We start from the raw sequence: 19,619 nt of genomic DNA, 5'->3' as shown, positions 1-19,619 counted from the left end.
CGAGAACGGGCCGCGTCGTTCGAGCGGCCCGCGTCAAGGTGTGACTCACCAGCGACAAGAGCAATCATACCTCGAGAATCCCGCGGGTCAACACCCTACCGGGATTTCTTTCCGAATCCCCGCCTCGACGGGCGATTCGAGGCCTGGCGGGCCGCGTCGACGCAGCGCCCGGCAGGCCTCAACCCGCGTCCTGCACGATCTTCTCACGAGGGGCCAGCAAGACACGCTCGACCCAGGTGGTGTCGATGCGGCCCTCGGCGAAATCGGGATTGTAGAGGATCCGTTCGTGCAATGAGGCGGTCGTGGTGATCCCCTCGATCCGCAATTCGTCCAGCGCCCGCAGCATCCGAGCGATCGCCTCGGCCCGGGTCGGAGCGTGCACGAGCAGCTTGCCGATCATCGAGTCGTAATTCGGCGGCACGCGGTAGCCGTTGACGATGTGAGAGTCCCACCGCACGCCGATGCCCCCGGGGATCCTCAGGCCGGTGATCAGCCCTGGACTCGGGCGGAAGTTGTGCTCCGGGTCCTCGCAGTTGATCCGGCATTCGATGGCGTGGCCCAACTGCGGCACATCGGCCTGGCTGACCGACAGCGGCTCGCCGTTGGCGATCCGGATTTGTTCCCTGATCAGGTCGATCCCGGTCACCAGCTCGGTCACCGGGTGTTCGACCTGGATTCGGGCATTGACCTCGATGAAATAGAAATTGTAATCCGCGTCGACGAGGAATTCGCAGGTCCCGGCGTTCACGTAGCCGGCCGTCTTGGCCAGGCGGACGGCGGCCTCGCAGATCTTCCGACGCACGCGGCTCGGCAAGGTCGGCGCGGGCGATTCCTCGATCAGCTTCTGGTGCCTGCGCTGCAAGCTGCACTCGCGTTCCCAGCAATGGATCACGTTGCCGTGGGAATCGGCCAGCAGTTGCACCTCGACGTGCCGCGGGCGGTCAATGAATTTTTCGAGGTAGATGCTCGGATTCTTGAACGCGGCGTCGGCCTCGGCGCGGGCCTGGGCGATCGCGGTCCGGAGGGCCGATTCTTCCCGGCACACGCGCATGCCCTTGCCGCCGCCGCCGGCCGCGGCCTTGATCAGCACCGGATAACCGATTTGACGGGCCACGCGCACGGCGTCGTCGTCGCTGTCGACCGGGCCGTCGGAGCCGGGCACGAGGGGGACCTTGGCGGCCTGGGCGGCGGCCTTGGCCTCGGTCTTCAAGCCCATCCGGCGAATGGCCTCGTGCGGGGGCCCGATGAACTCGAAATTGCAGGCGCGACAGACCTCGGCGAAGTGCGGGTTCTCACTCAGGAACCCGTAGCCGGGGTGGATCGCGTCGACGTCGGCGATCTCGGCCGCGGCGATCAGGCGGGGGATGTTCAGATAGCTGTCGGCGGCGGGCGCCTTGCCGATGCAGATGGCGCGATCGGCCAGGTCAAGGTACGGGGCCCCTCGGTCGGCCTCGGAGAAGACGGCCACCGATTCCAGGCCGAGTTCCTTGCAGGCGCGGATGATCCGCAGGGCGATCTCGCCACGATTGGCGACGAGGATACGACGAATCTTCGACGGTTCAGCCATCGGCGAGGGTCCGGGGGATTCCGGGCTCCTCGCGGGGTGGCGCCGGGCGGTGCTCCCGCGAGGGTCTCTTGAGATCCAACCGCCAGGCCCGATCCTAAGGCCCGGGAGCATCGGGGAGCGGAGCGCAGGGGCACGACCAGGCCGGGCTTTGGCTCAGGCCGGTTCGACTCGGAACAAGGGCTGGCCATACTCGACCGGCTGCTTGTCCTGAACCATTATCTCGACGATCCGGCCCGAAACACCGGCCGGGATCTCGGTGAACACTTTCATGGCCTCGATGATGCAGACCGTCGTCTCGGGGCGGACCGTGGCCCCCACCGCCACGAACGGCGGCGACTCCGGCGATCCCGACTGGTAGAAGGTCCCGACCATCGGGCTCTCAATAAACGTCCCCTTGGGTTCGGGAGCGGCGGCAGGAGTCGCCGGCGCGGCGGCCGCCGGCGGCGTGCTCCCCGGCACCGGAGGCGGCGCCGCGGTCGGCGCCGCAGGGGCCGGAGCCTGAGCCAGCGGGGCAAACGCCTGTTCGGTCCGACGACGCAGACGGATCTTCGTCGGGCCCTCGACCAGGTCGATGGCCGATAGGTCGTAGTGATGCATCATCCGGACCAGGCGATGGATCCGGCGGACGTTATCCGGGTCGGGTCGTTCACCCGCCGACCCGGTCGGGGATTCGGCCATTCCTGCGCTCCGATCGCTCTGCTTGGCTCGGCGTCGAGAAGCTTCGGGGATCTGTCTGTCCTCGGACCATCCGGGACGCAGCCCTTCCAGACCAGGCACCCGGAGTGGTCACCTCGAAATCTGAATGCGGTCCAGGTCGCGAGGGAGCCGGGAGAGGCATTCGCAACCGTCGGGCGTCACCAGCACGTCGTCCTCGATCCGGATGCCCCCCCAGTCGGGAAGGTAAATCCCCGGCTCGATGGTCAGCACCATGCCGGGCCGTAGCACCTCGGCCGCGTCTTTCCGAAGCCGCGGGGCCTCGTGAATTTCCAGGCCGATCCCGTGCCCGAGCCCGTGGTCGAAGAAGCGGCCGAAGCCGGCGTCTTGGATGAACAATCGGGCCTGCAGATCGACCTCGCCGGCCGAGATTCCCGGACGAATCGAGGCGATCGCCCGACGCTGGGCCTCCAGGACAATCCCGTAAATCTCCTCGAATCTCGGGCTTACCTTACCGGTGACAACCACCCGCGTCAAGTCGCTCCTGTAGGGCAACGGCCCCAGGCAGGCCCCCCAGTCGATCAGCGTGAAGTCGCTCGAATCGAGCCGGACTCCCGATTCCGGCCGAGCATGCGGCAGGGCCGACCGCAGGCCGGCCGCCACGATCGGCGGGAACGCCGAGCCGGCCGCCCCCAGGCCCCTCAACTCCGCTTCCATCAGATTCGCCAGCGCGGCCTCGTCCCAGTCGCCCGACCAACGCTGCCGGACCCGCTCGAACACCCGCTCGGCCAGGTCGATCGCCCGCCGGATGTCCGCGACCTCCGCGTCATCCTTGACCGCCCTGACCTCCTCGACCACCCCCGCCGTGCTCCGCAGCTCGACCGCCCCGCACCCGCCCCGGATCGTCTCCCAGTCGAGGACCGAGAGCGACGCCGACTCGAACCCGACGCTCCGCCAGCCGATCCCGGCCAGTACCTCGCCCAGTTCCTGCGCCAGCGTCTTGCTCGACGGCCGAATATGGCACTCCTGCCCCGGGCATTCGTCCCGAAGCTGTGTTTCATATCGGAAGTCGGAAACGATCACCAGACGATCGATTCCGAGCACGACCGCCGACGAATCGCCGGTGAATCCGGTCAGATACGAGACGTTCGGCGGGTGCGTCACCAGGAGGCCGTCCAGCGACGCCGCCCGCATCCTCGATCGCACCGCCTCGACGCGGCGGCCATATCTCTCGGACATCGCAGCCCCTCCTCCTCGATCGACCAGGACTCGCCCGACGCGAACCGACGCGAATCAAAAGCGATCACGAGGCCCCGAGGGGGACCTCCAGCACCGCATCGGCCGCCGCGACGACCGCCGGCACGATCGCCTCCAGCATGCGCCTGCCCTTCTCGGCGTCGGCTCGAGACGGATACCCGACCGCCCCCCGCTCGGTGCGTCGGCCGAAATCGACCGCGTGGAACAGGCCTCCGGGGACGAAACCGGGCGACGGGTCATCCCGGATCCGATCGGCCCGCACCAATTCGGGCCGCAAGTGCATCATCATCGACGTCTCGATCTCGCAGGCGTGGCCCATCGAGGTCCTCGGCCCCTCGCAGAGGGCGGCGAGCGGCTCGGCCGCCAGCTCCCAGTAGGCCGCCCCGGTCAGGACCGCCTTCGGATACGCCGCGTCCAGCCGCCGAAGCGCCACATGCAACGGGTCGATGTTCCCCCCGTGGCCGTTCAGCAAGAGCACCCGCGAGAACCCGTCACGCAACAGCGGAGAAACGATCTCAATGAGCATCTGCTCATAGGTCGGCAGGGTCGCCGTCAACGTCCCGCCGAACGGAAGGTGATGCTCGCTGGCCCCGAGCCACTGGACCGGCAGGAGCAAGACCCGGTCCGGCCGCGCGGCCTCCAGGCCGTCGGCGACCGCCCCCACCAGGACCGTATCGGTGATCACCGGCAGGTGGTCGCTGTGCTGCTCGCAGGCGGCGATCGGGGCCACGACGAGCGTCCGATCACGGTCCAGGGCGCGAATCTCGGGGGCGGTCAGGTGGGCAAAACGCATCGCGGGTCGTCCTCAACGATCGACTCAACGGATCGAACACCAACGGCCACCTTCGGCCGTTCGAAAACCATGAACGGACTCGGCTCGGCTCGGCTCGGCTAATGTCACTCCCTGCCCGGGGCGCCCCCCCCTCCGCTCACGCGATGAACACATCATGAATGACGCGCGCCGTCGTGTAGAACATCATCAATCCGGTCGCGTCGACCAGGGTGCTGATCATCGGGGCCGAGACGACCGCCGGGTCGATCTTCGCCAGCCGGGCGAACATCGGCACCATCGAGCCGACGCTGTCGGCCCAGACGCAGATGCCCAGGATCGCCAGCCCGATGACCAGCGCGAAGCTCGGCGGGCTCCCCATAATCAGCCAGGCGAACAGGAACCCGAACGGGCCGACCGACAGGCCGAGGCACAACCCGGTCATCGCCTCGCGGCCCAGGATCCGAAGGAAGTCGCGCTTCGGGTCGATATCCCCCAGCGCCAGCCCCCGGATCACCGTGCCCACCGTCTGACTCCCCGCATTCCCGCCGGTCCCGATCAAAAGCGGGATAAATGCATCGAACTGGATGTCCGGGTACTTGAGCGACACACCGCCGAACGACTGCACCACCACCCCCGTGATCGTGCCCCCCCCGAATAGCAGCAAGAGCCACCCGAACCGCCGACGGACCGCCGAGGAGATCGACTCGTCGTCCGGGTCGTGCTCCGCCTCGGCCGCGTCGTAATTCACGGCACCGAACCGGAGCAAGTCCTCCGACTGCTCCTCCCGCAGGATATCCAATGCGTCGTCGTGCGTCACGATCCCGACGAGCATCTGCGACGCATCCACGATCGGCAGCGCAATCAGGTCGTACTGGGCGATCTTCCGGGCCACTTCCTCGCGGTCCTCGTCCACCTGGGCCCAGACCGGGTTCTCCTGCATCACGTCCTCGACCCGGGCCGTCGGCCGCGCGAGGATCAGCGCCTGCAGCGTGATCGAACCGATCAGCCGCCGCTGATGATCGATCACGTAGCTCGTCAGGATCGTCTCCCGCTCCGGGGCCTCCCGACGCAGCACGTCAATCGCCTCGCGCACCGAGACGAACGGCGGCAGCGTGGCGTAGTCGGTCGTCATCACCGACCCGGCGGTCCCCGGCTCGTACTCGGTCAAGCGGCGGATGTCGTCGCGCTCGGCCTGGGCCATGCGCCGCAGGATCAGCTCGGTCCGGTCGTCGTCGAGCCGGTTCACCAGATGGGCCCGGTCGTCGTGCGGCATGTCGCGCAGCAAGGCCGCCGCATCGTCCAGCGACATCGACTCGATCAGCTCGACCTGCCGATCCGTCTCGAAGTAGCTGACCACCTCGGCCCTTGCCTTCGGCTCCAGCAGGCAGACGACCGCCTTCGACTCGGCGACCTCAAGATCCTCGATCAGCTCCGCCTGCCGGACCGGGGGGTACTCCTCCAGGAACTCGCGCACCGCCTCCGCCTGACCGTCGTGGATCAACTCCCTCAGATCAGGCAGCAGCAGAGCATTCTTCATGGCAATTCCCGGCGAAGCCCCCGACGCGCGACGGGCCGGGCGCCCACGGGCAAACCCCAACCCAACTCATCCACGAACTCAAAATTTCGCATTCCTTGACGACAAGGCCCGGTCCCTCGCGGCCGCTCAACCGATGACGTCCTTGCCCATGATCGGCCGCAGCACCTCGGGCACGTCGATCTTGCCGTCAGCCCGCTGGTAGTTCTCCAGCACGACGATGATCGCCCGACTCAACGCAACGGCCGTACCGTTGAGCGTGTGGACGAACTTCGTCCCTTTCTGGCCGCTCGGCTTGTAGCGGATCCCCAGCCGCCTCGCCTGGTAGTCGGTGCAATCCGACGTGCTGGTCACCTCGCCGTAGTCGTTCCGGCCGGGCATCCAGGCCTCGATGTCGTACTTGCGATAGGCCGGCCCGCCCAGGTCACCCGAGCAGATGTCGAGCACCCGGTACGGGATGCCGAGCGCCGTGAAGATCTCCTCCTCGATCGCCAGCATCTCCTCGTGCAGCGCCCCCGATTGCTCGGGCACCGCATAGGCGAACATCTCCACCTTCGTGAACTGGTGCACGCGATACAGGCCCCGGCTCGCCCGGCCGGCCGCGCCGGCCTCGGTCCGGAAGCAGTGAGAAATGCCGACATACTTGATCGGCAATTCCGCCTCCTCCAGGATCTCCTCGGCGTGCATCCCCCCCAGGGTGATCTCGGCCGTGCCGATCAGGCACAGGTCGGTGCTCTCGACCGAGTAGACCTGCGTCTCCTCCCCCCTCGGGTTAAAACCGATCCCCTCCAGGATGCTCGTCCGCGCCAGGTCGGGCGTGACGATCGGCGTGAACCCGCGCCTGATGAGCGTCTGCAGGGCAAACTGCTGCAGCGCCAGATCGAGCAACACCGCATCATTCTTGAGGAAGTAGAACCCCGAGCCCGACACCTTCGACCCCGCCTCGAAGTCGATCAGGTCCAGTTCCTTGCCCAGCTCCACATGGTCCTTCACCGGGAAGTCGAACGCCTTCGGCGTGCCCACCCTCCGGATCTCCCGGTTCGCCTCCTCGTCCTGACCGATCGGCGCCTCCGGATGCGTCATGTTCGGCACCCGACCGAGCCGCGCCTTGACCTCCTCCTCCAGCGCCCGGAGCGAGTCCTCCCGGTCCGCCACCTGCTGCTTCAGCTGCTTCCCCTCGGCCACGAGCGCCGACCGGGCCTCCGGGTCCTTCTCCTTGCCGGTCGCCTGCGCCACCTCGTTCTGCCGCTTGCGGACCGCCTCGACCTCCCTGAGCAGCTCGCGCCGCTGCGTCTCCAGCGCCACGACCTTCTCCAGGTCTTCGATCACATCCGCCGGCACGCTGCGGTCCACGCAGTTCTGCTTCACGGCATCGACGTTGTTCAGGACGAATTTCAGGTCGAGCATTGGAAATATCCTACGGACTGATTGGCGCTTCGCGTTGTCGGCCGCCAAGTCAAGGGCATTCACTTCTCGTCATGCTTCCACTTCTTCCCAAGTAGAAGCGAGGCGAGAAATATCCTGGCAATCGGTTCTGATTTGATCGTTTTCCAGTCTTGGAACGCCTTCTGAACACGAATCACATGCTTGTTGACATCGCTTACCTTGAGCTGATGATTCAACTTGTAATCCGCGTAATGGCGTTCGACCTGGAGATCTTGAAATGTCTTCGCGACATCCTGAAGTTGCTTCGGAATCTCACCCGACCAAACCTCCTTGATCTCTTTCGGGAGGTTCATCGAGGCGAAAGACCTTGTGGCATCCTTCATTTCCGAGTGGACAAACGCCCGGCCGACGAGGTACCGCAATGGCTCTTCGGAAGCAAGCATCGTCGTCGCTTCATGGACCAGGAGATGGTAAATCGCATAATAAGCCGTTGAGACAATCCTTCGAAGCCTCGCCTGGGTCGGTGGTGAGTCGCTGATCGCTAGGAGTCTCACTGCCTCATCGAGAAGCTCATCATGCAATGCCATGGTTAATCGCCGACCTCGGCAGCTTGCTCGGTCTCGGTCCAGAACCGGATGTGAGGCCAGTAATCAATCCCGTAACTGCGGAGCAAGTGTTCCAATCCTCGACGAAACTCTTCGCATTCATCGAAAAACGAAGGAGATTCTGCTTGTCTGTCGGGCACGATGACCCAAATCCAGAGCGCTTCATCTCCATCGGAATCGATCTCGATTCGATGGCGAACGTCAACGACTTCGAACACCCGGCCCCGAGACCGGAACCCCTGTTTCAGGACCGGCAGCACCCGTTCAAGAACTTTCGCGATTCGGTAACTTTTCTCATCTTCATATTTCTCAAGCTCGATTAATTCCACGATCTCCCGGAATGCGAATTTCGCCTCGCTGAGCTCCTCGTCGGTCGCGGGCCGGGCCTCGTTGTTCGCCCTCGTCGCAACATCGCGGAACCGCTGAACCGCTTCTGCAAGCGACTGCCGTTTTTCGTCCGAAAGCAGCGGAAAATCGTCCGGGTCGAATCCCTCGACCGTCTGCGGAATCAGCCAAAGATCAAGGCTAAATTCCTGAGATGAGGCGCGGGCAGGAACGAGAACACGGTCGGCGGTTTCGAGTTCCCGTTTTGCAAATCTCAAATTCCGCCAGAATCGTTCGATCGCCATCGCTCGCACCTCCTGATGATCGTGCCCAGGTTATTTCATCCCCGCCAGCTCCGCCATCAAGTGCGCCGACGCCTTGATCCCCCGGTGGAAGTCGGCCAGCGAGAACTTCTCGTTCGGGCCGTGCAGGTTGTCGTCGTTCTGACCCCAGCCGAGCAGGAGCGTATCGACCCCCAGGTGCTCCTTGATCAGGCCCACGACCGGGATCGAACCCCCTTCGCGGATCAAAACAGGCTTCGTGCCGAACCCGGCCTCGACCGCCTTCATGGCCGCCTCGACCCCCGGGTTCCCCTTCGCCTCGACCAGGACCGAAGGCGCCCCGTGCATCGCCTTCAGCGTGTAGGTCACCCCCGGCGGGCAGACGGCCTTCAGGTGGGCGTCGATCAGTTCATGAATACGCCCCGGTGTCTGATCGGGCACCAGGCGGAAGCTGAACTTCGCCCCGGCCAGGCGGGGCAAGACCGTCTTCGGCCCGGGGCCGGAGTACCCCCCCCAGATGCCGTTGATGTCGCACGTCGGCCGCGCCCACTTCCGTTCCAATGTCGAGTAGCCGGCCTCGCCGAAAACCTCGGGCACCGTCAGGTCCGCCCGGAACTCCTCCTCCGAAAACGGCAACCGCGCGAACTCGGCCCGCTCCCAGTCTTCCAACGGCCGCACGTCGTCGTAGAAGCCGGGGATGGCGATGCGCCCCTCGGCGTCCTTCAGGCTCGCCAAAATCGTCGCCAAGGCGTTGAGCGGGTTCTGCACGGCGCCGCCGAAGGTCCCCGAGTGCAGGTCGCGGTTCGCCCCCTCGACGACCAGCTCGAAGTACGCCAGGCCCTTCAAGCCGTAGGTGATCGCCGGCATCCCGGGGGCGAACTGGCTCGTGTCCGAGATCACGGCGAAGTCGCACGCCAGGCGGTCGGGCTGCTCGGCCATCAGGGATTCCAGGTTCGCCCCGCCGACCTCCTCTTCCCCCTCGATCACGAACTTCACGTTGATCGGCAGCGCGCCCACCCCCTTGAGCCACCCCTCGGCGGCCTTCAGGTGGGTGAACATCTGCCCCTTGTCGTCGGTCGCCCCCCGGGCGTACAGGTTGCCGTCCTTCTCGGTCGGCTCGAACGGCGGGGTCAGCCACGGCTCGAGCGGCTCGGGCGGCTGCACGTCGTAGTGCCCATACACCAGCAAGGTCGGCTTGCCCGGCGCGTCGAGCTTCTGCCCGAAGACGATCGGGTGGCCCTCCGGGAACTCGATCAGCTCGGCCTCGACCCCCATCTCCTTCAGGTCGTTGAGCACGAACTCGGCCGCCCGCCGGGTGTCGGCGTCGTGATCGGGCTGGGCGCTGACGCTCGGGATCCGGATCAGGTCCTTGAGCTGTCCCTCGAACCGCTTGCCGTGCTCGGCCAGATACGCGTCAACCCGTTCGATGGCCATCGGTCGCGTCCTTCTCTCGCGGTGCTTCAATCGGCCCGGGCGTCGGGACCCGGGCGGCGGGCGTGCGGTCAGTCAGGCTCGAAAGGCGATCGCCGGCCGGGCCCCCGGCTCGTCCCGCGACAACCCGGGGCGTCGAGCGTCGCCATGCGTCCCGGGCGAGCGGCCTGGCCTCGAAACGATCATTGTATCGCCCAGGGCCCCGATTCGCGACGACCCGCCCGGCGAATCGCCCGATCCGCTCCCATCTCCCCAGCCCCGATCACCCTAACCCTGAAACGGGCGCTTCCCGACCGATGGCGCCCTACGGTCCTTCTGGGAAGCCTCGTGCACACTCGGCCATCGAGGTGCGAATGTCCTGTACTTTGTACAAGATCCGCCGACGCGCAATCGGCAGCGAAATCGCCCGAAATTCGACTCAAGTCCAGGGCGAATCGAGCCGAGCGGCCGATGGTCGTGCCCGGCCATTCTCGATTGGCATTCCAGTTGCTTCTGACTCCATCCGCTCGGAGCCGATCCCAAGCCTTGCGGCGGGAACAATCTCCAGGGTTGTTCCTATCGGCCCGACCCCTGGGTCCCCTTCAATGAGATTTCATCGCCGGGTCGGTTTTCGATCGTTCTGCATGGTATATATAGGAGAACGGCAATCGAGCGGTGCCAACGGGAGGGCGGCCGTTCCCGGGGAAGAGGGTCATGCCGACCCTGGTCCTTCGGAAGCGGCGCCGGGCAGGTGCACGGGATGGCTGGTTCGGGGCTCGCCCCCGAAGACTGCCCGGCTGACGCGGTCCGAGGTCGGTCCCGGATCCGTGAAGAATCCGGCTCGCGAGGAGGGGGACCCTACCGATGAGCTTTCTGCAACGATTTATTGAACGCGTGCTGCGAACCAATTCCACTCGCATGCCCCGAACCAGCTTCGACGACCTCAGCCAGGAAGAGCTCGACGCTCACCTGCAGGTCGGACGTTACGGCCAATTCGCGCTGACCGATGCCATCCGGCCCTCCTTCGGCCTGGACATCATCCCCCGCGAGGGCTACCGGCGCGACGTCTATCGCGACCCCGAGAGCGGCAACACCATGCCCGTGCTCGCCGCCTCGGTCTCGTCCGAATCCCTCTTCGACGTCTTCATGGACCTGCTCAGCCCCCTCGGCGAGGAGGTCGACGTCGTCATGGAATCGAGCCACGAGAGCGAGCCCGGCTGCCACGCCGACCTCTACCGCGAGCACATGGACACCGTCATCCTCCAGAGCACCCTCTACGACTACGAGGACCTGCTCCTGCATGACGGCTGCACCGGCATCGCCGCCCTCAACCCCGACGGGCCGATGGAGGTCCAGTTCGACGAGCACAAGCTCCTGTTCGTCTACGCCCACGACCTCGAGCCGTTTGAGGAAATCCTCAAGGATCACGGCCTGAAGCGCGACGACACCATCAAGTTCATCTCCGAGGCCGAGCACCTCCACTCGACCGACGACGTCTACCGCGAGCAGTTCGACGAACTCCGCTACCGACTCGGCATCGACGTCTGATCCCCCTCGCGATCCGACCCTCGACCTCGACTCGACCTCCTCCGCCTTTTCCCTCCTCGGGCGAGACGCCTCCATCCCGGCGTCTCGCCCGTTCGTGTTTGCGGAGACGACGGGGTTTCCAGACGAGTCGGGCGAGGCTCACGGCTCCGGCCGGTCCATCACCAGCGCCAGGCCGTCGAGAATCGCCCCTTGCTGGCAGACCAGGCCGATCACCGTCCGCCCGTCGCCCCCCAGCGTCACCGTCCGGCCCGCTTCGTCCGGGGGGGGGACGCCGATCCACTCCCCCTCGATCCGATCCGACGGGTCGAGCCGGCCGTCCGGAGCGACCCGCAGATACAGAAACCGGATCGCGTTCACGAATCGAATCGTCCGCACCTCCGCCCCGCCCACGGCGTAGCCCTCGGGAGCGATCTCTCGCGTCGTATTGATTGGAGCGCGCTGATCCCTCTCGAACAGCGCGGTCACCCGCCCCAGGCTCTTCTCCCCGTCCCATTCCCCCAGCCTGAAGTCGATCCCCAGCAGCGGCCGGTCGGGGTCGACCGATCGGAACGAGCCTCCCCCCGATCCCCCGGCCATTTCCGTCTCGAAGCCAATCCCCGCAGCGCGGCCCGGTCCCAGCCCCGGAGCCGGAGCCGGAGACGGCCTGACCGCTCCGGGCCCCTCGCCCGGCCCCGGAATCGCCCCCCGTCCCGGAACCGGCCCACCTCCCGGCCCGAACCCTGCAATCCCCCCCACCCCCGGAGGGCCGCCCCCCATCCCCGGGGGGCCGCCGCCTGCTCCCCTCGATGGTACGCCTCGGCGGCCCAGCGTCGCCGCGTCCGGACCTCCCGGGATCGGCCCCATCGCCTCCGACACCGCCGTCGAGGCCGACCCGATCTCCTCCGGACTCGGGCCCCGCGGCATCCGAGACCGCTCCGACCGCATCGCCTCCACCTCGGCCTGCGCCTCGTTCCTCACGATCGGCGACGAGGCGACCACGGGCGGCGGAGGCGGTCGCGAAGGCGAACCCCTCCCCGCGTCTCCCGTCGCCGACGCCAGGCCCGTCTCCGAGCCACCGCCCCCGAACGCGAAGGAATCGAAAAACGCCCGCGCCTTCGCCTCGGAATAGAACGAATCGGGCACCTCGTACGAGAGCATGTACAGCCGCGGCCCCGAGACGAGGAACCGAAAATCGGTCCGTACGCCGTCCTCGTTCGAGGCCGTCTGATACGCGCGGCCCGGCTTCCCGTCGAGCGTCAACGGCCGCTCATTCGTCACCCGGAGCCCGGTCGAGACGATCCGACCGGCCAGTTGCTCCAGGCTCTCCTCCGGCGCATCCCAGGCGATCAGGTCCCCCTGCCCGTCAATCCGCTCGAAGACGGTCACGGCGTAGAGGGTCCGACCACTCCTCCCCTGGTAATCCCTGATGCGCTGCGGCCCCTGCGGCGTGATCGTCGAGGAACGCTCCACCCGAGGAGTCCCCGGCATCAACACCCGGAAATCCCCTTCCTCCGGCTCGAACGGCGTCATCGCCCCCCCGCACCCGCCGACTCCCGCCGCCATCGCCGACACCCCAACCACCACGACCACCCGCCCGAGCCATCGCGTGGACATACCTCGACCTCTCCTCAGTACCCCTCTTCGACTGCCGGCGCTCCACCATCCGCCTACCAAGCATAATTCGCCTGAACCTCAAAATCACGCCTTCATCCGTCCATCACCTCAAGAGCCCCTTCCGACCACTCGAACATCCCATGGAGGAAGGCCACATTGCCCTGCCGATCGGTCGCGGTCAGCATGGCCCCTGACCCCGATTTCACACCATCTCCTCCCCGACCGAGGAACGTTTCGCGATGTCGCGCTCCGCCGAGCTCCCCGCGTTGTGTCGCATCAACCGATTCCTCGCCCGGCATCACCCGGCGACCGAGAATCGCGACGAATCCTGACGATTGGCACGAGATTTGGGCGGAAAGCATTCCTCAAGTGCGGCGAGACGGCCGCGAATTGCCTCTCAGAAGGCGGGAGCAACGCCCCGATTTCGCTTTGGATTCCTTGGAGAGTGTCTATAATTCATCGGATCACACCACGGTCGAGCCGAGACCGAGACGTTGCCCCCCCATCGTGAGACATTGGTCCACAAGCCGTCGGTCGCCTGGTTGGCGTGGGCCGCCATTCCCGCGTTTTCCATGCAGGCATTCTACTACCAGGGAGGACAGCCATGAAATCGCTTCTCAAGAAGTCGATTTTCAGCGCGTTCGCTGCAGCCGGTATCGCAATGATTTTCCCCCCATCCTCGGCCAATGCCCAGCAGGGCTGGTCCGGATACGGTGGAGCTCAGGTGATCGCCCCACCGGCGGCCAACTACACCTACACCTACCCCACTCAGGGCACGGTCTGGCAAGGTTATACGCCGGGCACCGCCTGGAGCGGCCCCGCCTATGCCCCGAGCGGCCCCGTCGTGGCGACCGCCCCGGTCCAGCAGGTGTACGTCCCGGGGGTCGGCTGGACCGGATACGATCCCTCCCCCGCCTGGTCCGGATACACGCCGTCGCAGGCCTGGACGGGCTACACGCCGGGCTACATCTCGGTCGTGCCCCGCTCGGAGAGGCCTCGTTATGATCGCCGCCTGCTCGGCTGGGGCTGGACCGGCGGCGGGACTTACAGCGAGCCGGGCACCGGCCGCTCGACGCCGATGCTCAAGCCCTGGCTCCCCGGCGCCGCGGGAAGCTGAGCCCCACTCGCAAGGCCCCCGATCATCGCCGAGGACCGCGATCGTGTCCTCTCGCTCGGCCAATCTGCTTCGCCGTGACGATGAACGGACGGCGACCCTCCGACCGCAATCCGGCATGAGTTTATCATCCGGTCCGCTCCGGTCCCCGATCGGGCGATCATCGCGGGCAACGGGCTTCCGTCAGCCACGCGAAGCCGGCCGACCCACCCGGCACGCCGATCACTGGAAGGCCGACGTGGCCCTCGGCTGGGGGTCCAGGTCGATCGAGCGGCGGACCTGTCCCATCTCGTCGAAAATCCCGAGGGCCGGCGTGCCATCGGGCCGCACGGCCAGGGCCGCTCGGAGCACGCCCTGGCCGCCATAGAGGTTGATGCCGGCCGACCCGTCCCGACCCGAGTCGAGCGACAGCTGCAGTTCCCCCCCCTCGTCGAACAGCCCGAAGCCCGGCGTACCGTCCGGACGCACGGTCAAGGCGGCCTGCAACGTGCCGTGCTCGTCGTGCAGGTTGACCCCCGGGGCACCGCTGGTCCCCATGTCCAGCGAGAGCCGGACCTGCCCCCGCTCGTCGAACAGCCCGAAGCCCGGCGTGCCGTCCGGACGGATCGCCAGCGCCGCCCTCATGCGGCCCTCGCGGTCCCGGAGCACGAAGTGCTCGGCCTCGACCGTGGTGCCCAGCTCGTCGGCCACCTTCGCCCCGCAGGCGATCAGGACCAGGGCCCCCAGCACCGCCGATCCCCCCGCCCATTGCCATCGGCGGCACTCCCGCTCCATCCGTCGGTTGGCGCGTTCCAGCGCCTCGAGCCGCTGCGCCGTCGCGTCGAGCCCAGGACGTTCTGTCATCGTGATTTCCTCGCAGGGACGTTGCTCGCCTCTCGATTCGGGCATTCATTCAGACCCCGAGGCCCGCTCCGGTACGCGAGCGGCGTGCCACGCATCGCCGCGACGGAGCGATTTGATCGCAACTTACTGCCGATTAGAGACTTGCACTGACGACCCCGCCCCCCGCGTCGACGCATTCACGAAGCACAATGCGCCGATTCGTGCAACCTTGCCCGGGAAATGTGCAGCCCGCCGCGCGACCGGGCCGGGCGAAGCGACCGAGGCCCCCCCTCGTACAGGCGAGGGGCGACGATCCCCCTGTCCCGACGCACCCGTCGGGCGGGGTTGCCTCGCGTCGGGCGATCCCGGAGCAAGGCCGGCTCAGCCTCGTACGGCGCCGCCCCGGCGATCGAGGGAACCCGTCGGACCTTACCCGCGGAGTTTCATCTTGCCTCGCCGCTCGGTTGCGGCCAAAGTATGCCTTCCGGCCGATGGCGCCGGGCTCTCTCTTCCTCCTCGAGCGAGGGACTCTTGCGATGTCGCACCCCACCGAGCTGCCCGCGTTGTATCGCACCGACCGATTCCTCGCCCGGCGCAAGATCCTCACGATCGTCGGCGCCGCCTTCCACCTCTTCGACGAGGACGGCGAGCTGCTCGCCTATTCCCGGCAGAAGGCCTTCAAGCTCAAGGAAGACATCCGCATCTATGCCGACGAGGACCAATCCGTCGAGCTGCTCACCATCCAGGCCGACCGCGTCATCGACTTCAGCGCCGCCTACTCGGTCATCGACGCCACCACCGGCCGCAAGGTCGGCTCCCTCCGCCGCAAGGGCATGGCGTCCTTGATGCGAGACACCTGGGAGATCCTCGACGACGCCGGCCGGGTCCGCGGCCGGATGCTCGAAGACAGCGCCGGCCTGGCCATCCTCCGCCGCCTGGTCGACTTCATGACGATCCTCATCCCCCAGAAATTCCGCGTCGAATTCGACGGCCGCCCGGTCGCCTCCATCGTCCAGCAGTTCAACCCCTTCGTCCACAAGTACACCGTCGAGCTGCTCGACGGCGACTCCGACATCCCCCGCCCCCTGCTCGTCGCCTCCGCCATCCTCCTGCTCGCCATCGAGGGCCGCCAGGGCTGACCATTCCTCTCGATCCCGTCCCGCCCCTCTCCCCCCTTCAGGAGAGCGGCGGGCCGCCTTCCCATTCAGAGCGCCTCCCCTCCCAACCCTCGCCCCCACCCTCGGGTGAGGGTCTGACCGCCGGCCGAGTGAACCGACCCTCGCCCCCCTTTGGGGGGAGAGGGTGGCCGCCAGGCCGGGTGAGGGGGGCTTCGGTCCAACCGCCACGCCTCGCGACTCTCCTCCCTCACTCCAACCTCCTTCCCGCTGCCTACTGCCTACTGCCCCGTCGGACTCTGGAAGGCGCCCCCCCCCCCGATCCGTCATGCACTCGCCTGTTTCGGCGAAGGTGCGGATGACGGCGACGGCGGCTGCAACGCCCCCTTCACCGCCCCGAGCGCGACCATCACCGCCACCGCCGCCACGGCCAGCAACCGCGACCCCGACGAGGTCGACAGCGGCTTCGACGTCTGATCGCGCGGGAACGCCACCGCCCCGACAATCTGATAGATCAAGATCCCCAGGATCGCCCCCATCAGGCCCCCCGCGAGCGATCGCAGCACGATCCCCCGGCCTTCCGGCGTTTTGACAGCGCCCCAGCCCCCCGCGATCCCCACACCGAGCGCCGCGCCGGCACCGGCCCCCATCACGGCGGCGATCGCCCCTTGGATCAAAATCGCCACAATCAAGTCATCCTTGTCCGGATTGTAGAACCGGAAATAGACCGGCATCAGCGCCAGCGTGGCCAGGGCCCCGGCCCCCGCCCCCAGCACCAGGCCGGACAGCCCGGCAATCGCGGCCGATCGGCCCGAACCCCGGACCACGCCCCCCACCACGCCCAGGCCCAGGCCCAGCAACCCTCCCAGCAGCGCGGTCGTCAGCATCGCCTCACGGGTCGTCCCCGACTGCCGGGCCCTCGTGTTCGCCTGGACCTCCTCGATCGACGGGAAGCCCGACGTGGCCATCAACGGCGGCATGAACCGACCATAAATCGCCTCGCCACCCTGCCAGGCACCCACCCCCGCCACCACGGCCACCAGCAGCGCCAACCCCCAGCACCGCCCCGCCGACGGGGCCGGCCGCGCCACCACGACCCCCGGCCCGTCGGCCACGGGCCCCGACGCACCACCGGCCACCTCAGCGGGCGATCCTCCCCCGGGCGTCGTCCCCTCGGACTCGTTCACTGCCATCGGTACCACCTCCATCAGTCGATCGCGCCCGGCGCCGATCAACCGGCGCCGACACAAACCCTCGGGCGGCGTCCGCCCCGATTCACCGACCCCCTCACGCCAACCGGGACCCGGGAACCACGCGGTTCGCTTGCGCGCCCCGCGTCTCCCCGAAGGTCCCGGTCGATCGCCGTGCCGTCGCGCCGAACGCTCGACGCAAGATCAGGCCATCACGTCAGCCGATCCGGCACGTCTCAATACTGATCCGCGCTGATGACCTCACCGCCGGCCCGGGTGCCGAGCGCCCACCAGATGGGCATCGACACCGTGTTCTTCACGAACCGGACGCTGCCGTCGGCCAGGCCCACGTTCACCCCGCCGGGGTGGTTGCTCGTCGCGTTGTAGTAGCCGCTGTGCAGCACCCCGCAGCCGGCGCAGTCCAGGCGGCACGCGTTCCACGGGTAATCATTCGAGTTCGGCGGAATCAAGGTCTGGAAGAGGGACTCTCCCAGGTTGCTCAACCCCCACCGATACCCGCGCTGACCGTTGTTGATCTCGGACACGAAGAACGCGTTGCACGACTGCCAGTCCTGCTGCATCGACGGCAGGTCCAACGCCGCGTTCAACGCATAATAGGCGGCGCTGGGCGAGGCCCCCGAGGGCGCCGGCCCGTCGCGCCACTTCGCCTGCGTCGGCGACCCGGCCGCCGTCGACACCAGGGCCTCGGAGAAGGCCACCGTGTTCGACGTGCCGTCCCGGATGTGCTGGATGCCGTAAGTCTCCCGCTGGGCGAAGATGCCGGTCGATCCCGCGTGGTTCCGCACGCCGGCCGTCGTCCCGACCGACCCGAAATAATTGTTCGTGTTGGCCTCGCCGGTCATGCCGTCCGACGGGCACTCATACGAGTTGACCCGCGTCAGCCAGACCGTCCGGTTCTCGATGTTCCCCCGGCCTTGCCAGAAGTTCCAGTCGAAGTTGATCGCCTCGTACAGGGGCCCCTGCTCCATGTACGGCAGCAGCAACGACAGGGCGCCGAAGGTCCCCCAGTTCGCCTGCACCCCGATGTCGGAGTAGGCCGTCGTCATCCCCATCGGGAACGACCCGATCGCCTGGTGATAGTTGTGCATCGCCAGGCCGATTTGCTTCAGGTTATTGACACACTGCGCGCGTCGGGCCGCTTCCCGGGCGCTCTGCACCGCCGGCAGCAACAGGGCGATTAAGACCCCGATGATGGCGATCACCACCAGCAATTCGATGAGGGTAAAGCCCCGACGATCCGTTCGCGTCATGGCGTAAACTCCTGTAAAGAACAAGCCGAAGACGATGTGACGATCCGAACGCTCGGATCCGGTTCCGGGAGGATTGCCCGTGCCCTCGGCCCTCCGGCGCCCACCTCGCCTCGCCTCGCCTCACCTCGCCGCCGATCTCCTGAGCCAGCATGACGACGCGAGCGCGGGCCGACTTCCGATCCGGAAACGCACCGATCAGCCGCCCCGCAACTCCCCCGTCCGCCCCGCTCAGGTCCAATCCGGCTCAGCTCAGCATCAACTCGGCGCGCAGCCAGAGCGCACGGCCACCGATGCCGCCCGGAAACGCCCCGCGGCGGCCACCGTGGCAATGACCGATGACCTCAGGTCTTGATCCGACTGGGGACGACCCCACGTCGATCCAGGCCCGCCGCCAACCCCCCGCTGCGACACGACCTCGCAACCGGGCGGGCGGCAAGAATCAACGCAGACCCCGACGAGACAACCGGTTACGGCTGCGGCTGCGGCTGCGGTCCGCCCGGGTTCTCGTAGTAGCCTCGCATCGAGTCGGTCAGGGCCTTCTCCTTCTCCTCATCGACCTCGATCATCGTCCCATCGTTCGACGAACCGCATCCTGCGGCCGCAAGCGCGACGCATCCCAACAGGATCGTTCGCATCACGTATCGAAGCGCTCGATCAATCATAAGCCGATTGCCCCTCCGCATCCCACCCGGCTGTTTCGTCGATGGTCGAGAAACGCTTTGGAAAACCCCAGACGGGGTCGGGAATCCGCGTGGGATATCGAGACATTGGAATAAACCCCGTCGAGGATTCTGCATCAGGACAAGGAGGCAACACAAGCAGAAAATCAAAAAATCATCGAAAAAGATAACCCAGCCTCACCCATCAATGGCGTGATGATCATCCCCGCGCTGTGCCTCATAACATATTCATGCGTCCGCAGCGACTCCCGCCCCGCCACCCTCGACCGCCCGGCCCCCTCCCCTCGGTTCGAGGCACCACCGCGAGCGTGATCGGGCCTTTGTGAGCGCGATTCCCAAGAAAAAGTGACTGCACCTATCCCGATTCCACGATCTTATCGATGACGGTCTTCCCCGCGCGACGCGCCCCGAGACGTCCTCAGAGGCCGCCCCTCCGATCGTGCGGGTCGAGCATCGCGGGTGCGGATCAACCGGTCCCCGCCGGCTCGAACCACCT

General features: G+C 66.8%; 16 protein-coding genes. 3 read left to right on the top strand and 13 right to left on the bottom strand.

What is annotated here, in order from left to right; genetic code table 11:
- Positions 1 to 178: 178 nt before the first annotated feature.
- From accC to AB1L88_RS26490, 9 genes are all read right to left on the bottom strand, one after another.
- A complete protein-coding gene (accC, locus tag AB1L88_RS26530; protein ID WP_367099740.1) occupies positions 179 to 1,567 on the bottom strand; it encodes an acetyl-CoA carboxylase biotin carboxylase subunit in 1,389 nt (462 codons plus the stop codon).
- Between the two features lie 153 nt (positions 1,568 to 1,720).
- Complete coding sequence (gene accB / locus AB1L88_RS26525) at positions 1,721 to 2,245, bottom strand: acetyl-CoA carboxylase biotin carboxyl carrier protein (RefSeq protein WP_367099739.1); 525 nt, start codon at positions 2,243 to 2,245, stop codon at positions 1,721 to 1,723.
- 108 nt (positions 2,246 to 2,353) lie between these two features.
- A complete protein-coding gene (locus tag AB1L88_RS26520; RefSeq protein WP_367099738.1) occupies positions 2,354 to 3,460 on the bottom strand; it encodes a Xaa-Pro peptidase family protein in 1,107 nt (368 codons plus the stop codon).
- 64 nt (positions 3,461 to 3,524) lie between these two features.
- Entirely contained in the window at positions 3,525 to 4,271 is a 747-nt protein-coding gene (locus AB1L88_RS26515; RefSeq protein ID WP_367099737.1) for a creatininase family protein, read from the bottom strand.
- Positions 4,272 to 4,407: 136 nt separating this feature from the next.
- Positions 4,408 to 5,787 (bottom strand): magnesium transporter, encoded by a 1,380-nt coding sequence (gene mgtE / locus AB1L88_RS26510; RefSeq protein WP_367099736.1) that lies wholly within the window; start codon positions 5,785 to 5,787, stop codon positions 4,408 to 4,410.
- 126 nt (positions 5,788 to 5,913) lie between these two features.
- Positions 5,914 to 7,191, bottom strand: coding sequence for a serine--tRNA ligase (gene serS, locus AB1L88_RS26505; RefSeq protein ID WP_367099735.1), 1,278 nt, complete (start codon positions 7,189 to 7,191; stop codon positions 5,914 to 5,916).
- A 59-nt stretch (positions 7,192 to 7,250) separates the two neighbouring features.
- Positions 7,251 to 7,757: a hypothetical protein gene (locus AB1L88_RS26500; RefSeq protein ID WP_367099734.1), complete on the bottom strand. Its 507-nt coding sequence runs from the start codon at positions 7,755 to 7,757 to the stop codon at positions 7,251 to 7,253.
- A 2-nt stretch (positions 7,758 to 7,759) separates the two neighbouring features.
- Positions 7,760 to 8,404 (bottom strand): hypothetical protein, encoded by a 645-nt coding sequence (locus AB1L88_RS26495; protein ID WP_367099733.1) that lies wholly within the window; start codon positions 8,402 to 8,404, stop codon positions 7,760 to 7,762.
- A 30-nt stretch (positions 8,405 to 8,434) separates the two neighbouring features.
- Complete coding sequence (locus AB1L88_RS26490) at positions 8,435 to 9,814, bottom strand: dipeptidase (RefSeq protein ID WP_367099732.1); 1,380 nt, start codon at positions 9,812 to 9,814, stop codon at positions 8,435 to 8,437.
- Between the two features lie 894 nt (positions 9,815 to 10,708).
- On the opposite strand from AB1L88_RS26490, the gene AB1L88_RS26485 reads away from it, so the two are divergent.
- Positions 10,709 to 11,338: a hypothetical protein gene (locus tag AB1L88_RS26485; protein WP_367099731.1), complete on the top strand. Its 630-nt coding sequence runs from the start codon at positions 10,709 to 10,711 to the stop codon at positions 11,336 to 11,338.
- Positions 11,339 to 11,476: 138 nt separating this feature from the next.
- Here the strand turns inward: AB1L88_RS26485 and AB1L88_RS26480 are convergent, their stop codons facing one another.
- Positions 11,477 to 12,931: a hypothetical protein gene (locus AB1L88_RS26480; RefSeq protein ID WP_367099730.1), complete on the bottom strand. Its 1,455-nt coding sequence runs from the start codon at positions 12,929 to 12,931 to the stop codon at positions 11,477 to 11,479.
- A 724-nt stretch (positions 12,932 to 13,655) separates the two neighbouring features.
- On the opposite strand from AB1L88_RS26480, the gene AB1L88_RS26475 reads away from it, so the two are divergent.
- Positions 13,656 to 14,048 (top strand): hypothetical protein, encoded by a 393-nt coding sequence (locus AB1L88_RS26475; RefSeq protein WP_367099729.1) that lies wholly within the window; start codon positions 13,656 to 13,658, stop codon positions 14,046 to 14,048.
- A gap of 219 nt (positions 14,049 to 14,267) precedes the next feature.
- On the opposite strand, the gene AB1L88_RS26470 is transcribed toward AB1L88_RS26475, so the two are convergent.
- Positions 14,268 to 14,888: a hypothetical protein gene (locus AB1L88_RS26470; RefSeq protein WP_367099728.1), complete on the bottom strand. Its 621-nt coding sequence runs from the start codon at positions 14,886 to 14,888 to the stop codon at positions 14,268 to 14,270.
- 515 nt (positions 14,889 to 15,403) lie between these two features.
- Here AB1L88_RS26470 and AB1L88_RS26465 point away from each other — a divergent pair.
- Positions 15,404 to 16,006 (top strand): hypothetical protein, encoded by a 603-nt coding sequence (locus tag AB1L88_RS26465; RefSeq protein WP_367099727.1) that lies wholly within the window; start codon positions 15,404 to 15,406, stop codon positions 16,004 to 16,006.
- Between the two features lie 302 nt (positions 16,007 to 16,308).
- Here AB1L88_RS26465 and AB1L88_RS26460 read toward each other — a convergent pair whose 3' ends face one another.
- Together AB1L88_RS26460 and AB1L88_RS26455 are read right to left on the bottom strand one after the other, a co-directional pair.
- Complete coding sequence (locus AB1L88_RS26460; RefSeq protein ID WP_367099726.1) at positions 16,309 to 17,175, bottom strand: hypothetical protein; 867 nt, start codon at positions 17,173 to 17,175, stop codon at positions 16,309 to 16,311.
- Between the two features lie 233 nt (positions 17,176 to 17,408).
- Positions 17,409 to 18,443: a DUF1559 domain-containing protein gene (locus tag AB1L88_RS26455; protein WP_367099725.1), complete on the bottom strand. Its 1,035-nt coding sequence runs from the start codon at positions 18,441 to 18,443 to the stop codon at positions 17,409 to 17,411.
- Positions 18,444 to 19,619 lie beyond the last annotated feature (1,176 nt).

It is taken from the genome of Tautonia sp. JC769 (genome assembly GCF_040717455.1).
Taxonomy (GTDB): Bacteria; Planctomycetota; Planctomycetia; order Isosphaerales; family Isosphaeraceae; genus Tautonia.
Note: the sequence above shows the minus strand (reverse complement) of the source record. Positions and strands in the feature narration are given on the sequence as shown.

Coding starts and splice junctions, on each gene's coding strand:
- accB (WP_367099739.1), bottom strand. CDS start 2,245: ATGGCCGAATCCCCGACCGGGTCGGCGGGTGAACGACCCGACCCGGAT.
- AB1L88_RS26500 (WP_367099734.1), bottom strand. CDS start 7,757: ATGGCATTGCATGATGAGCTTCTCGATGAGGCAGTGAGACTCCTAGCG.
- AB1L88_RS26490 (WP_367099732.1), bottom strand. CDS start 9,814: ATGGCCATCGAACGGGTTGACGCGTATCTGGCCGAGCACGGCAAGCGG.
- AB1L88_RS26495 (WP_367099733.1), bottom strand. CDS start 8,404: ATGGCGATCGAACGATTCTGGCGGAATTTGAGATTTGCAAAACGGGAA.
- AB1L88_RS26460 (WP_367099726.1), bottom strand. CDS start 17,175: ATGGCAGTGAACGAGTCCGAGGGGACGACGCCCGGGGGAGGATCGCCC.
- accC (WP_367099740.1), bottom strand. CDS start 1,567: ATGGCTGAACCGTCGAAGATTCGTCGTATCCTCGTCGCCAATCGTGGC.
- AB1L88_RS26470 (WP_367099728.1), bottom strand. CDS start 14,888: ATGACAGAACGTCCTGGGCTCGACGCGACGGCGCAGCGGCTCGAGGCG.
- AB1L88_RS26485 (WP_367099731.1), top strand. CDS start 10,709: ATGCCCCGAACCAGCTTCGACGACCTCAGCCAGGAAGAGCTCGACGCT.
- serS (WP_367099735.1), bottom strand. CDS start 7,191: ATGCTCGACCTGAAATTCGTCCTGAACAACGTCGATGCCGTGAAGCAG.
- AB1L88_RS26480 (WP_367099730.1), bottom strand. CDS start 12,931: ATGTCCACGCGATGGCTCGGGCGGGTGGTCGTGGTGGTTGGGGTGTCG.
- mgtE (WP_367099736.1), bottom strand. CDS start 5,787: ATGAAGAATGCTCTGCTGCTGCCTGATCTGAGGGAGTTGATCCACGAC.
- AB1L88_RS26520 (WP_367099738.1), bottom strand. CDS start 3,460: ATGTCCGAGAGATATGGCCGCCGCGTCGAGGCGGTGCGATCGAGGATG.
- AB1L88_RS26465 (WP_367099727.1), top strand. CDS start 15,404: ATGTCGCACCCCACCGAGCTGCCCGCGTTGTATCGCACCGACCGATTC.
- AB1L88_RS26515 (WP_367099737.1), bottom strand. CDS start 4,271: ATGCGTTTTGCCCACCTGACCGCCCCCGAGATTCGCGCCCTGGACCGT.
- AB1L88_RS26455 (WP_367099725.1), bottom strand. CDS start 18,443: ATGACGCGAACGGATCGTCGGGGCTTTACCCTCATCGAATTGCTGGTG.